At 38.7% G+C, this 12966-nt stretch carries 13 protein-coding genes and 1 riboswitch; of the genes, 6 read left to right on the forward strand and 7 right to left on the reverse strand.

From position 1 onward, the window contains the following. Positions 1-27: 27 nt before the first annotated feature. A riboswitch (guanidine-I (ykkC/yxkD leader) is annotated at positions 28-122 on the forward strand. A 126-nt stretch (positions 123-248) separates the two neighbouring features. After that, on the forward strand, positions 249-590 hold the full coding sequence (locus PI85_RS12635) for a multidrug efflux SMR transporter (protein ID WP_036124306.1): 342 nt from the start codon (positions 249-251) through the stop codon (positions 588-590). Further along, positions 590-904, forward strand: coding sequence for a multidrug efflux SMR transporter (locus tag PI85_RS12640; RefSeq protein WP_008174577.1), 315 nt, complete (start codon positions 590-592; stop codon positions 902-904). The genes PI85_RS12635 and PI85_RS12640 overlap by 1 nt, the downstream gene beginning before the upstream one ends. A 56-nt stretch (positions 905-960) precedes the next feature. Here PI85_RS12640 and PI85_RS12645 read toward each other — a convergent pair whose 3' ends face one another. The 4 genes from PI85_RS12645 to PI85_RS12660 form a co-directional block, all read right to left on the reverse strand. Continuing rightward, the gene (locus PI85_RS12645; protein ID WP_036124309.1) at positions 961-1839 is read right to left on the reverse strand and encodes a glycine betaine ABC transporter substrate-binding protein; all 879 of its coding nucleotides are present in this window, start codon (positions 1837-1839) and stop codon (positions 961-963) included. A 68-nt stretch (positions 1840-1907) separates the two neighbouring features. After that, positions 1908-2762 (reverse strand): proline/glycine betaine ABC transporter permease, encoded by an 855-nt coding sequence (locus tag PI85_RS12650; protein WP_008174570.1) that lies wholly within the window; start codon positions 2760-2762, stop codon positions 1908-1910. Next, positions 2755-3954 (reverse strand): glycine betaine/L-proline ABC transporter ATP-binding protein, encoded by a 1200-nt coding sequence (locus tag PI85_RS12655; RefSeq protein ID WP_036124310.1) that lies wholly within the window; start codon positions 3952-3954, stop codon positions 2755-2757. Before PI85_RS12655 ends, PI85_RS12650 begins: the two co-directional genes overlap by 8 nt. 158 nt (positions 3955-4112) lie before the next feature. After that, positions 4113-4748 carry a TrkA C-terminal domain-containing protein gene (locus PI85_RS12660; protein ID WP_036124312.1) on the reverse strand — a complete coding sequence of 212 codons (636 nt, stop codon included), beginning with the start codon at positions 4746-4748 and terminating at the stop codon, positions 4113-4115. A gap of 271 nt (positions 4749-5019) precedes the next feature. Here PI85_RS12660 and PI85_RS12665 point away from each other — a divergent pair, with 271 nt between their 5' ends. Genes PI85_RS12665 through PI85_RS12680 form a run of 4 tightly spaced genes read left to right on the forward strand, consistent with a single transcriptional unit; the run spans position 5020 to position 8541 of the window. Continuing rightward, positions 5020-5751, forward strand: a complete 732-nt coding sequence (locus tag PI85_RS12665; protein WP_036124313.1) for a GTP cyclohydrolase II — start codon at positions 5020-5022, stop codon at positions 5749-5751. A 15-nt stretch (positions 5752-5766) separates the two neighbouring features. Then, on the forward strand, positions 5767-6879 hold the full coding sequence (gene ribD, locus PI85_RS12670; RefSeq protein WP_036124315.1) for a bifunctional diaminohydroxyphosphoribosylaminopyrimidine deaminase/5-amino-6-(5-phosphoribosylamino)uracil reductase RibD: 1113 nt from the start codon (positions 5767-5769) through the stop codon (positions 6877-6879). Beyond that, positions 6876-7961: an FAD-dependent monooxygenase gene (locus PI85_RS12675; protein ID WP_036124316.1), complete on the forward strand. Its 1086-nt coding sequence runs from the start codon at positions 6876-6878 to the stop codon at positions 7959-7961. The genes ribD and PI85_RS12675 overlap by 4 nt, the downstream gene beginning before the upstream one ends. Before the next feature lie 16 nt (positions 7962-7977). After that, a complete protein-coding gene (locus PI85_RS12680) occupies positions 7978-8541 on the forward strand; it encodes a nucleotidase (protein ID WP_036124318.1) in 564 nt (187 codons plus the stop codon). Between the two features lie 212 nt (positions 8542-8753). On the opposite strand, the gene solA is transcribed toward PI85_RS12680, so the two are convergent. The 3 genes from solA to guaD form a co-directional block, all read right to left on the reverse strand. Continuing rightward, on the reverse strand, positions 8754-9872 hold the full coding sequence (gene solA, locus PI85_RS12685) for an N-methyl-L-tryptophan oxidase (protein WP_036124320.1): 1119 nt from the start codon (positions 9870-9872) through the stop codon (positions 8754-8756). 127 nt (positions 9873-9999) lie between these two features. Further along, entirely contained in the window at positions 10000-11352 is a 1353-nt protein-coding gene (locus PI85_RS12690) for a uracil-xanthine permease family protein (protein WP_036124321.1), read from the reverse strand. A 51-nt stretch (positions 11353-11403) separates the two neighbouring features. Further along, entirely contained in the window at positions 11404-12771 is a 1368-nt protein-coding gene (guaD, locus tag PI85_RS12695; protein ID WP_036124324.1) for a guanine deaminase, read from the reverse strand. Between the last annotated feature and the right edge of the window lie 195 nt (positions 12772-12966).

Raw genomic sequence — 12966 nt, forward strand, 5'->3', positions numbered from 1 at the left:
TTTGCTATACTAAGGTTAATAAAATATTGTAAAGTTTTCTAGGGTTCCGTAGCCGATGCTAGTCTGGTCCGAGAGAAAACCACAATTTTTTTGTGACACGGAGGGATAAAAGCCTGGGAGATACTGTCGATGGACAGTTTCTTCTAGGCTTTTTTGTTTGGCTAAAATCAGGTAATTTGGCGAAAGCTGAGAAAGGATAGTCATCAAGGTAGTCATTCATCGTGTCCTATAAAATGGAGGGATTTTTTATGAATAAGCATTGGTTAAGTGTCATTATCGCTGCTTGCTTTGAAGTAGGCTGGGTCATTGGTTTAAAGCATGCTTCAACTGTATGGGAATGGATAGGCACTGCAATTGCAATCTATGTTAGTTTTTATTTGCTTATTAAAGCGGGAGAGCACTTACCAGTTGGTACGGTATATGCGATTTTTGTAGGCTTAGGGACAGCTGGCACAGTATGCGCTGATAGCTTGCTGTTTGGAGAGCCATGGAAGCTAGCAAAAATACTATGTATTGTTGTTTTATTGGCAGGGGTTGTGGGCTTAAAGCTTGTGACAGGAGAGCCGAAGGAAAAAGAGGTGACTGAATAATGGCATGGATGGCATTAATAATTGCAGGCCTATGTGAGATGATGGGTGTTTATATGATTAGTAAATATAATAACGAAAAGAATAAAAAAAACTTGGGATTATTGATATTTGCATTTACATTAAGCTTTGCAGGTCTTGCGTATGCTATGGAAACCTTACCAATGGGCACTGCTTATGCAATTTGGACTGGAATTGGTGCGGCTGGAGGAGCCTTGCTAGGAATGTTCTTCTTTAATGAATCAAAGGATTGGAGAAGAGTTGTTTGTATAGTGCTAGTTTTAGGAGCAGCCGTCATGTTGAAAATATTGTCATAAAAGAAGACTATAAAAAATGCACTTCCAGTTGAAAAAAGGAAGTGCATTTTTTTACATTATTTTTTTACATCTTTTGTCCATTCAGCTACTTTTTCTGGATTTGCTTCAATCCATTCTTTAGCAGCGTCTTTTGGATCCTTACCATCCATTACTTCTAGCATAACGCTTTCTAAATCTTCAGCTGTCCAGTGAAAGTTATCTAATACGGAATACACTTCAGGTGAATCCTCTTTTAAACCTTTACGAACAAAAGTATTGATTGTTTCTTCGCCACCGTATACACCTTTTGGATCTTCTAAATATTTAAGATCATATTTAGCAAATTTCCAGTGTGGTGACCAACCAGTAACAATAATTTCTTCTTTTTCTTTCAAAGCTTTAGCTAAAGAAGTAGTCATTGCACCAGACGAAGACGTAACAAAATTCCAATCTGCTAAACTATCATATTCATCTAGTGCTTTCTCTGTTGCGGCTGTTATACCAGCGCCAGGCTCAATACCAGTAATTGTACGATCAGCCTCATCTGTTAAATCTTCAATAGAGTTTACTTTCATATAGCTTGGTACAACTAAGCCGATTTTAGCGCCAGCAAGGTTTTCGCCAAGCTCATCTAATTTATCTTTATATTTTTCATATTGTGATTCATGTGTATGTGGTAACCATGCAGCGACCATACCGTCTGCCTCGCCTTTAGAAACTGCTTCCCACATAATGGCATTATCCAAAGGAGTTAATGTCACATCATAGCCTAAATCTTCAAGGACTTGCCCCACTACATTCGTAGAGGCGATTTCAGTATCCCACTCTACATAGGCTAAGTTTACCTCCTTAGAATCACTATTTTTTCCAGAACCAGAGTCTCCTCCGCTACATGCAGCGAGCATGAAGCCTAAACCTAAAGCCATTCCTAATTTCGATAGTGTTTTCAGTTTCATCTAATCTCCCTTTCTATACATCATGTCTATCTATTAAACTGCCTTCATGGCAAGAAAATAAACTAATTTTATAAGGCTTTCTTTTTATTAAAGCTTTGTGTTAAACGGTCAATTATAATGGCAAAAATAACTAAACCTAAACCTGCAACGAAACCATTCCCAACCTGTGTACGTTGTAGGGCTGTTAAGACTTCACGTCCTAAACCTGGAGCACCAATCATCGAGGCGATTACTACCATAGAAAGGGACAGCATTACAGTTTGGTTAATACCTGCCATAATCGTTGATTTAGCAAGTGGGATTTCTACTTTAAATAATTTTTGACTAGCTGTACTACCATAAGAGTCTGCGGCTTCCACTAATTCTTTAGGTACCTGACGGATACCAAGATTAGTCATACGTACAGTTGGTGGCAGAGCAAAGATAACGGATGCGAAGACACCAGGTACAATTCCTATGCCGAAAAAGGCAACGGCGGGGATGAGGTAGACAAAGCCAGGCATTGTTTGCATGAAATCGAGTATTGGTTTAATAATACTTTCAGCGATAGTAGACTTCGACATTAGAATCCCCAGTGGAATACCGATGATGATGGAAATAATACTTGAAAAGATGACGAGCGTGGTTGTTTCCATCAGATTTGTCCAAAGACCTTGATTATAAATAAACAACAAGCCAATTAATGAAAATGAGGCAAGCCCGAATTTTTTACCAGTTGCATAAAAGGCAAAAACAACGACAAGTAATATTAAAATAATGGCTGGGATACTATTTAACAAATCAGTGACCTGATTCATGAGTAGTTTTCCAAATTGCTGAATCGAGTTAAAGAACGCTGAAAAATTACTCGTCAACCAGTCCATAGCTGATTCTACCCATGGAGCTAGTGGTATTGTTGGAATATTATCTAAAAAATTATTCATGTACATCAGCCTCCTCGTCACTCGTTGAAAGTGCTTGGATGACAACGCCTCTAATCAGCACACCAAGCAAGCGACCATCTTTTACGACGGCAATAGGAGTAGGTGAATTATAAATCATCCCTAATATATCCTGTAATAGCATGTCTGGTGGAACTGTTAACACCTCTGATTGCACAATGGAATGGACAGTTTGCTCTTGCTTCTTAGCTGAAGCTAATGCATCGTCTGCTGTAATAAAGCCTTTTAAATGTCGGTTTTTGTCGACAGCCATTAATAAACTAACAGCTTCTTGTCGCATACGTTTTAGTGCTACTTTAGGGCCGTCTAAATCTACGTTGACATAAACAGGTCGCACCATAACATTTTCAGCTGTCAATACTTTAGAGCGGTCCACATCTTCCACGAATGTTTTGACATAATCATTCGCTGGGTTGGTTAATATTTCTTCTCCCGTACCAATCTGAATGATAGAGCCATCCTTCATAATAGCGATTCGATCCCCTATGCGTAATGCTTCATTCAGATCATGAGTGATAAATAAAATTGTTTTTTTGACCTTTTGTTGCAGATCGAGTAGCTCATCTTGCATTTCTTTACGAATTAATGGGTCTAATGCTGAAAAAGCTTCATCCATTAATAAAATTTCAGGATCATTGGCAAGAGCACGCGCTAATCCAACACGTTGCTGCATACCACCTGATAATTGACTTGGGTATTGATCTTTATAAGCGAGTAATCCAGCATTTTCAAGAGCTTGCTCTGCTTTTGCTTGGCGTTCTTCCTTTGAAATGCCTCGGATTTCAAGGCCGTATTCGGTGTTTTGAAGTAATGTACGATGAGGGAATAAACCGAAGTTTTGGAAAACCATGCTCATTTTGTTTCTTCTTACAGTCCGTAAACTTTCTTTACCCATTTTAGAAATATTTTCACCATCGATATATATATTTCCGCTCGTTGGTTCAATAAGGCGGTTTAAGAGCCGTATTAATGTTGATTTACCGCTTCCTGACAATCCCATGATAACGAAGATTTCTCCTTCATTCACTGTAAAGCTTGCATCGTATACACCAACAGTTGCACCTGTTTCTTTTAAGATATCAGTCTTACTTTTTTGTTGCTTGACGAGTTCTAGTGCTTGGGGAATATGTTTGCCAAACACTTTTGATACGTGTTCTACTTTTAATTTTTCCATAGAAGCACTCCTTTCGTAGATTATTACTATTTGAGGATAGTGATACCCAAAAATAAACAAGTAACAACCTTACTGTAACAAAGGGTTGTTACTTTTGTCAAACCGACCAATAAGAAAAAAACCGCTTAAACGCTGTGATATCAGCGCTTAAACGGTTTTTAATTTGGGTATAAAAAGCTTTGTACTCTAGCGAAGCTTTCATCATTTCCAACAAAATAAATAATGTCACCTTCTTCGAATGATACATAAGGACCAGGTGATAGTAATAATTCATTACCACGACGAATACCGACGATGGTACTTGATGTATTTTGCCAAAAATTTAAGGCTTGTACAGTTTGATGAATGCCTGGGCTTTCAGCAGTCATTTCTAATTGATAAGGGATAAATGGATTTACTGAACGGAAATGCTCCGTACGACTAATTAGCTGCTTTGCCTTGTCTTGTAAATTTATTAATTCATGCTGTTGCTTTTGAATACTTGTCAGAAGTTCATTTTGTATTTCATGAATGGATTGAACGTCATGAAATTGTCGGACAAAATGCGCTGCTTTTTCATACGACTTAATAATTACACCGCTACCTTTCGAAGCCTCTACAATTTCTAAGTCTTGTAAAACAGCGATTGCTCTTCTCGCAGTCTCAGCAGACACATTATATTGACTTGCAAGAGAAGATCTAGCATATATTTTATCGCCGATGCGGTATTTTCTTTCTACGATCTTGGAGGCAAGGTCGATAGCGATTTGTTGATATTTTGGCTGCTTCAGTTGCACAGTTTTTTCTAAGTTCATTTTAAACTTCCTTTCGTCATTACAGGTACCACAGCTTATTATAGACTAGCCTGCACAGAAAAAATAGCATCTCCATAAGCTAGTAGTATATGATGAAAAAGTAATGCTAAAATTTTTGTATATACTATTAAAAATCATAGGATAGTAGCCGTTGTTTGACACTTTTTAGTTATTATTATAAACTAAGTTACGTTATGTAAGTGTTGTGAAAATACATGTGCTCAGTTGGTGTTTTTAACCAACTGTTTCCTATAGAAGGTTGGAGATTAATATGACAATTACTACTAAAATTATGGACATAGTGAAAGATAAAATGACAGTTATAAAGCACACGAATACAGAAAATATTTGCCTAGTTGGTCCTGTGAATTTGCCCGTTCAACAAGGTGACTTTTCTGCTACATTTCAGTGGTATAACTGGCTTACAGTAGATGTGAATGTATCAAAAGAAGAAATCATTGATGGCTTAGCTGCAGCCAATTTGGCTTTTTTACAGCAATCATCAGTTCTTGTATATGGTGATTTTACCCATTCAGAAGATGCTTTAATCCGCATGCATAGTATTTGTCACACTGGTGACATATTTGGCAGTCAGCGCTGTGATTGTGGCTATCAATTGCATGAATCTATGAAAATGATTGTAGAGCACGGCTGTGGAGCTATTTTTTATTTAGCTGATCATGAAGGGCGAGGCATCGGACTATTCTCTAAATCACTCGCTTATTTATTACAAGAAGAAGGGCTAGATACAGTAGAGGCAAACCATGCACTTGGCTTCCCTGACGATACACGTTCATATGAAGAAGCACTCGCAGTTTTAGCTACTCTACGTTCAAAGCCTGTGACACTTATTACAAATAATCCTAAAAAATTGGCTGCTTTACAGGCTCGAGGCTTAGCGGCAGAAGGGCATGTTCCTTTATGGGGTGGCTTAACGGAAACGAATCGTTTTTATTTGGAAACGAAGGTTGAGAAATCTGGACATTTACGAGAAAAACAATAAGTGGAGGTGGCGACCATGACTAATAAAGACGAAAAATACATGCAACTAGCTCTAGACCTAGCAGCTAGTGCAAAAGGTAATACAAACCCTAATCCACTTGTCGGGGCGGTAATTGTCAAAAATGACATTATTGTAGGTACTGGTTTACACAGAAAAGCAGGCGAACCACATGCAGAAGTTCATGCTTTTCGTATGGCTGGCGAACATGCAAAGAATGCTACACTATATGTCACGCTTGAACCTTGTTCACATTTTGGTAAAACGCCTCCTTGTGCGAATTTAGTGAAGGAATCTGGCGTTAGTCGAGTGGTGGTTGCCATGCAAGATCCTAATCCTACTGTTGCAGGTCGTGGCATTCAACTGCTACGCGATGCAGGTATAGCAGTGGAGGTCGGTGTTTTGGAGCAACAAGCACGCCGTTTAAATGAACGCTTTATCCATAACATGCTTACTAAAAGACCGTTTGTTATTTCAAAATTTGCTATGACTGTAGATGGGAAAATTGCTACGCATACAGGGCACTCTAAATGGGTAACGGGTGATGCTGCACGTGAGGATGTCCACCATATTCGCCATGAGGTAGATGGCATTCTAGTTGGTGTTGGTACAGTCATCGCTGACAATCCATCTTTAACAACAAGATTAAGTGATGGCTATGGGAAAAACCCAACACGCATCATTATGGATAGTTTATTACGTACACCGCTTGATGCGAATGTGATCAATTCGGAAGAAGCCCCAACAATTCTTGTTTGTAGCAATGAGGTAAGCCAAGAAAAGGTCGATTTATTTACCAATAAAGGCCTCACAGTTTTATCTATTGAGAAGAACGAACATGGGCTAAATATTGATGAAATGCTTGCAAGACTTTATGAACACGGCATTACAGATATTTTGCTAGAGGGTGGTAGTAAAGTGAATGCTTCATTTTTACAGCAAGGTGCCATTGATAAGTATGTAATTTATATAGCGCCAAAGGTTTTAGGAGGAAATTTATCCTTAACGCCATTTGCGGGCTATAACCCCTCTTTCATGAATGAGGCATGGGATATTGAATTTGCCTCATTTGATAAGGTAGGCGAGGATTTACGTATTATCGCTTATCCAAAGCAAGGTGAAGGAAATTGAACTATGAAGCGGATGTTTGTATAGTAGGGGCTGGACCAGCAGGTGCACTTTTATCTTATTTACTAGTCAAAAAAGGGCTATCGGTCATTCTACTAGAGCAAAATGCGGCCCTAGGTAAGTCTTTTCGTGGCGAACATTTAAATGAAGAAGGCGAGGCTGTTTTAAAAAGTCATCAACTTTTCGAAGCAGTCGAGTCGCTCGGCTTATTACGTATGGAAAAGCTAGAATATTATGCAGATGGTAATGCCTTTAAAACAATTTTTCCTAATGACTCTGTTGGGCATCTAGGAATTCATGTTCCTCAAGCAAATCTATTAAAAGGAATTTTACAAAAAACGCTGCTATTTTCTCACTTTACTTGCCTGCTACATACAAAGGTAACGGAGCTCATCCAGGACGCATCAGGTAATTATAAAGGCGTAATCGCCATAAAAGATGGAACAACCATAAAGATCAATAGCCAACTAATAATAGGTGCTGATGGACGATACTCTACGATTCGTAAGGCAGCACATATTGATGTTCAAAAACAAAAACATGGCTTTGACTTATTATGGGCTAAAATCCCAGCTCCTTCAGACTGGGAGCCCTCTATTAAAATGGCATTAATCGGAGATAAGCAACTATCATTGTTCACGCAAGTTGGTGGCTTTATTCAAATTGGGTGGAATATTGAACAGGGGAGCTATCCACAGCTCCGAAAACAATCGTTTACCCCTTTTATCCAACAGCTTACGATGCAATTTCCTGCATTATCTGAGCCAGTAAAGGAACATATTCAGTCTTGGAAAGATTTTGTGCTGTTAGATGTTTTCAGCTGTCACTGTAACTGTTGGGGAACGCAAGGTCTTGTGCTATTAGGCGATGCGGTTCATACGATGACACCGACCGGAGCATTTGGCCTAAACAGTGCGTTAAAAGATGCTGATTGTTTGGCATCTCTATTAGATAAGGGATCATTAACTCATTTTAATGTACAAGATTTTCAGCATATGCGAAAGCAAGCTATTGAGGATGTTTTAGCAATACAAATAGAGAGGGAACAAACTTTTTCTACTCATTTTGTCAATAGAGCATCATGAAAGGAAGTAACACCTAATGAAATTTGGTTTTGACATTGATGATACACTAATAGATTTACGGGCACATGCCTTTGCCATTTACAATAAAAAAATGGAGAAAGATATTCCAATTGATATTTTTCATACGCTAAAACGAGTTGAAATTCATGAGCCATTTGGCTTATCAGATGAAGAGGGAGCAGCGATGTGGAACAGTTCATTAGAGGAAATTTATTTTACGAACTGTCCTTCTTTTGAAGGGTCATTAACAATGCTGCAAGCTTTAGCAGATCATGGCCATGATATTTACTACATTACCTCTCGTCCGAAGCAATTTTGTGCGCAAACAAAAGAATGGATGGGTGCACAAGGATTTCCGATAAAAGAGGGCCATTTTTTCTGTGGTATGCAAGATGCAGAGAAGGTAGCGATTATAAAAGATCTTGCTTTAGATGTTTATGTAGATGATAAACCAGCAGTGCTGGAGACACTTCAAAATATACAGACAAAAGTAGTTTTAAAAAATCAATCCTATAATCAGCATGTTGAGTTACCAAGATTGCATCATTGGCAGGATTTTTTAGCACTTATTGAAGCGTAAGATTTTCTATATGGATGAACCCCAAATTATAGTGACTCATTAAGTTACTATAATTTGGGGTTCTTTTTAGTCTATAAAAATGAAATAGTTGATTGATGTAGAATGAACTAAAGTAACGTCGCTTATCTCCAAGATTAAATTGCCGCCTTACATTCCTATCTGCTTTTATGATGAAGCATCCAATTAATGCCGTTTCCCACATGTATCCCAAATTAAAGGAATCGACTAAGGTGGAAGCGTGTTAGATCCTGCTGACATTCACCATATAACGTTAATTCTGCGAGAGCTTCTCCAACGGCACTGCTAAATTTAAAGCCATGACCTGAAAAACCTGCCGCGATTATAATATTTTGATGAGTAGGTAGGAAATCAATGATGAAGTCTTCATCTGGCGTCATGGAATATTTGCACGTTTTCCCGTATTTTAATGCGCCATGCCGAGGCATAAATTGCTGAATAAAATGTTGTAAATCTGCACGATCCTTGTCATCGAATGGATGAAGAGGCCTATTTGGATTTATTTCTTCGCCACCATCATGTCGACCTAGCTTTAGTCCTGCACCATCAATGCTAGGGAAGCCATAGTATGAGGAGTCGGCAAATTCAAAGCAATAGGCTGGAAAGACCCCTTCACTATAAAGCTCTTCATCCGCTTCGAACCATGCAAAGGTTTTTCGCGTTGGTGTAACAGGAAGGGAGATGTCCAACGTTTGCAGTAGCTCAGTTGCCCATGCCCCAGCAGTGACAATTAATTGCTTTGTTTCATAGACTTGATTGGCCGTTTGCACTTGCACCATTTCTCCAGCTTGGATGCTAACAACTTTTTCATTTGTTTGTAAGCGTGCCCCAGCTTCCAAAGCTAGCTTTTTATAGGCTCGAATACATGCTTCAACTCGAAGGACACCGGCTGTCGGCTCCAAGCATGCCACCAAATTAGCTGGTAAAGATAATCCAGACCACTTGTTCATCGCTTCAGCTGCTGAATAGTGTTCGAGTGCTAATTCATGAAGTGTTGCACTGGCTTTTACATTTTGAATAAAACTGCAGGTTGGTTCTCCGATATTTACTACCCCAGTTTGTAAAAATAAGTTTTCATCTGCTAAAGATTCGAGCTCCTGCCACAGCTCCCCAGCTCTTTTCACGAAAGGTACATAGCTAGCTCCCTCTCCATAGGCAAATCGAATAATTCGTGTCTCTCCATGATGGCTACCTTCCTCATGTGGGGGATTAAAAGAATCCAGCATTAAAACATTTTTGCCTGCCTTCGCTAAATAATAACCTGCCGCCATCCCCATAGAGCCTGCCCCAACTATAATGACATCATATACCATACTAATCCCTACTTTTTTGCTCAAGTATAACAGATTGCTAGAAAATGAAACAGAAATATTTGAAAAATTAAAAAAGCACAACCCTCCCTCACTTATTGTGAAAGTGGGTTGTGCATGAAATTGTTAATTATTTTGAGCGTGGTAATATTTTATTGAGGATAATGGCTACAAGTGCAGCTGTGGCAATAGGTGAACCGAATAAATATTGAACAGTTGTCGGTAATGAATACAAGAAATCATCTGGCAATAATGTCAGTGCTAACGTTAAAATGACTGGAATAGCAATTACATACATTTCCTTTTCGCCAATATGTTCATTTTTCATGACCTGTAAACCACTAATAGCAATGATGCCGCATACAATGACAAATACTCCTCCAATGACAGCCGAGGGAATGGCTGAAATGAGAGCGGCTAATTTACCAGAGAAGCCAAAAACAATGAACCAAATACCCGCAGCGATAAATACGCGACGACTAGCAATTCCTGTAATGGAAATTACCCCTGCATTTGTGGAGTAACCAGTTACTGGTGTAGAACCTAGTAATGAAGCAATAAAACAGCCGATCCCTTCACCGACAACACCTCGATTAATTTGCTTATCCGTTAAAGGTTTGTCGATGACATTACTAATAGCAAACCATGTTCCAGTTGTTTCCGCCATTAAGACAATATATATAATGACCATTGTCATAATAGCAGAAATATTAAAGCTAAAGCTGAAATCAGCGAATGGAATTTGAGGCATACTAAACCATTTTGCTTGTGATACAGCTGATAGATCTAAAACGCCCATTATATTTGCAGCAATACTACCGACTATTAAAGCAATAATAACGGAGCCAATACGGAATAGGCGCCCCTTTTGATGGAAGACTGTACCTAACATCACACAAATCATTAGGACTACTGCTGAAATCAACGCTAAATAAATATTTTGTTGAATGGATGCACCTGCTCCATTAAAAATATTATCGCTTAAACCGACAGGCATTAACGATAGACCAACAACAAAAATGATTGTTCCCCCTACAATTGGCGGAATAAATGTTTGTACAATTTTATTGAAGATACCTGTGTAGCCTAAAATAATTACTAAAATGGCACCAACTAAGCTTGCGCCTAATATTGTGCTCCAACCTAAATCCCCACTGCCACTGGCTGCGTAAATACCAACGATGGCTCCTAGCGGGACATAGGAAGGGCCCTGTGCCATTGGTAATTTCATGCAGAAATGTGTTTGAATTATAGTTGCAAGCCCTGCAGCAATAAAGGTTGATTGGATTAATGCACTGGCTTGACCAGTTTGTAAGCCAATTAGCATGGCGATTAAAAATGGGACAACGTAAACGTCCATTGCCATGACATGCTGTAAACCTAGTAACGCTGATTGACCAATTGAAACTTTTTCATCTGGTAGTACGGTTAATTTGGTTGTTTTTCTCGTTGTTTTAGTTAGTTTACTTTGTTGCGTTTCCACGAAAATGTGCACCTCGTATTGATAAATTTTTAAAAGACAGTTGGTGAACCATTAGTCCCTTGAATGAACTTTATTCCCTTGGACCCAAACCTCACGGATATTTTCAGGGCGGACAAGATACATCATTTTTTGGAAAATATCGTGTAATGCTTCTTGGCTATCGAAAATCGGAAGCTTTGCAGAATGTGTCTTTGTATCAATGATTTGTACATCCCATGTATAGTTTTCCTGTAACCGACCAATTGGAAGGCTTAAGCTTTCGCCGCCGCCAGCTGTCGTTAGATAAAAGGCTTCATTAATCGTAATACGTGAATTTGGAACACCGCGTTTATTGGCTGTGATTGCTGTATCAACACCATCCTCAAGCATTCTCGAAGACATGACAGCTTGTCTTGCATTATCGAAAAGGCTAGGGGAAAATCCGCCTGATATATCTGAACCTAATCCAATATCAACGCCGAGTGCATGGAAACGGGCAATGGGAATAACGCTATTTGCAAAATAGGCATTAGATATTGGGCAATGACCGATAGCTGTGCCTGTCTCAGCAAATAGACGTGCATCATCATCGCTCAGGAAATTACAATGGGCCATAACAGATTTTTCACCTAATAAACCAAAATCATAGAGAGCCTCAGCATCATTTTTCTGGAATCTTTCCTTGACGTAGCCATGTTCCCAGTCGCTTTCGCTACAGTGAGATTGGATATGTGTATTGTATTTTGCTGCTAATTCCCCTAAGCCCTTTAAAGCATTGTCGGTACAACTTGGAATGAAGCGAGGAGTGACAACAGGATATACACCTTGCTTAGTTGTCTTTGCTAAATCCTTAACAGCTAAAATGAATTCTTCTGTATCAGCAAGAGCTGTTTGTGTAGTAGCATCTCGGTAAAAATGAGGGTTTTGTTCAGGATCATCCATCACCACTTTTCCGACTAATCCTCGTTGCCCTTTTTCAGCACAAATTTTTGCTAAAAGAATACTAGCCTCTTTATGAACCGTCGCGAAATATAAGGATGTTGTAGTGCCGTTAGCAAGGAGTGTGCTCACTAAATCTTCGTAAACTTCTTGAGCAAATACTAAATCCGAAAATTTTGATTCGATAGGGAAGGTATATGTGTTCAGCCAATCATAAAGTGGTATGTCTAAAGCTGTACCAGATTGCGCCCATTGTGGTGCATGTACATGCAAGTCGACAAATCCTGGTAAGAAATATTGACCTTCATCTAATGGATGAAAATGTTTATGGTGTTGGTATGTAGTTAATAGTTGTTGGTAATCAGCATGTTCAGGAGAGACTGTTTTTTCAATCATGCCATCTGCATTAATGAAAAATAAATAATCTTTTAAAATCTGAACTTCAGTAGCAGATTTACTAGTAAAAGCTGTTCCTTTGAAAATTTGCGTATATTCAGCCATAAAAACCACCTTAATGTTCGTTTATTGATAATAACACGGATTATTATAGGCTATTTAAACTATTAAGTCTATAAAAAAACGAATAATAATAGAAAGTGGTTAGAGGTGAATGGATGGCTCAGCCTACATTTTTAAAGCTTTGACAGACGCTGGAAGATAGAAAAAGGCACTCTTTTTTTGAACTGCACACAAATT

This window comes from Lysinibacillus sp. A1 (assembly GCF_000801965.1).
In the GTDB taxonomy this organism is placed as follows: domain Bacteria; phylum Bacillota; class Bacilli; order Bacillales_A; family Planococcaceae; genus Lysinibacillus; species Lysinibacillus fusiformis.

What these genes read in the sequence shown, in the direction of transcription:
- PI85_RS12640 (WP_008174577.1), top strand. Translation starts at nt 590, where the DNA reads ATGGCATGGATGGCATTAATAATTGCAGGCCTATGTGAGATGATGGGT.
- PI85_RS12665 (WP_036124313.1), top strand. Translation starts at nt 5,020, where the DNA reads ATGACAATTACTACTAAAATTATGGACATAGTGAAAGATAAAATGACA.
- ribD (WP_036124315.1), top strand. Translation starts at nt 5,767, where the DNA reads ATGACTAATAAAGACGAAAAATACATGCAACTAGCTCTAGACCTAGCA.
- PI85_RS12650 (WP_008174570.1), bottom strand. Translation starts at nt 2,762, where the DNA reads ATGAATAATTTTTTAGATAATATTCCAACAATACCACTAGCTCCATGG.
- guaD (WP_036124324.1), bottom strand. Translation starts at nt 12,771, where the DNA reads ATGGCTGAATATACGCAAATTTTCAAAGGAACAGCTTTTACTAGTAAA.
- PI85_RS12660 (WP_036124312.1), bottom strand. Translation starts at nt 4,748, where the DNA reads ATGAACTTAGAAAAAACTGTGCAACTGAAGCAGCCAAAATATCAACAA.
- PI85_RS12680 (WP_036124318.1), top strand. Translation starts at nt 7,978, where the DNA reads ATGAAATTTGGTTTTGACATTGATGATACACTAATAGATTTACGGGCA.
- solA (WP_036124320.1), bottom strand. Translation starts at nt 9,872, where the DNA reads ATGGTATATGATGTCATTATAGTTGGGGCAGGCTCTATGGGGATGGCG.
- PI85_RS12655 (WP_036124310.1), bottom strand. Translation starts at nt 3,954, where the DNA reads ATGGAAAAATTAAAAGTAGAACACGTATCAAAAGTGTTTGGCAAACAT.
- PI85_RS12645 (WP_036124309.1), bottom strand. Translation starts at nt 1,839, where the DNA reads ATGAAACTGAAAACACTATCGAAATTAGGAATGGCTTTAGGTTTAGGC.
- PI85_RS12635 (WP_036124306.1), top strand. Translation starts at nt 249, where the DNA reads ATGAATAAGCATTGGTTAAGTGTCATTATCGCTGCTTGCTTTGAAGTA.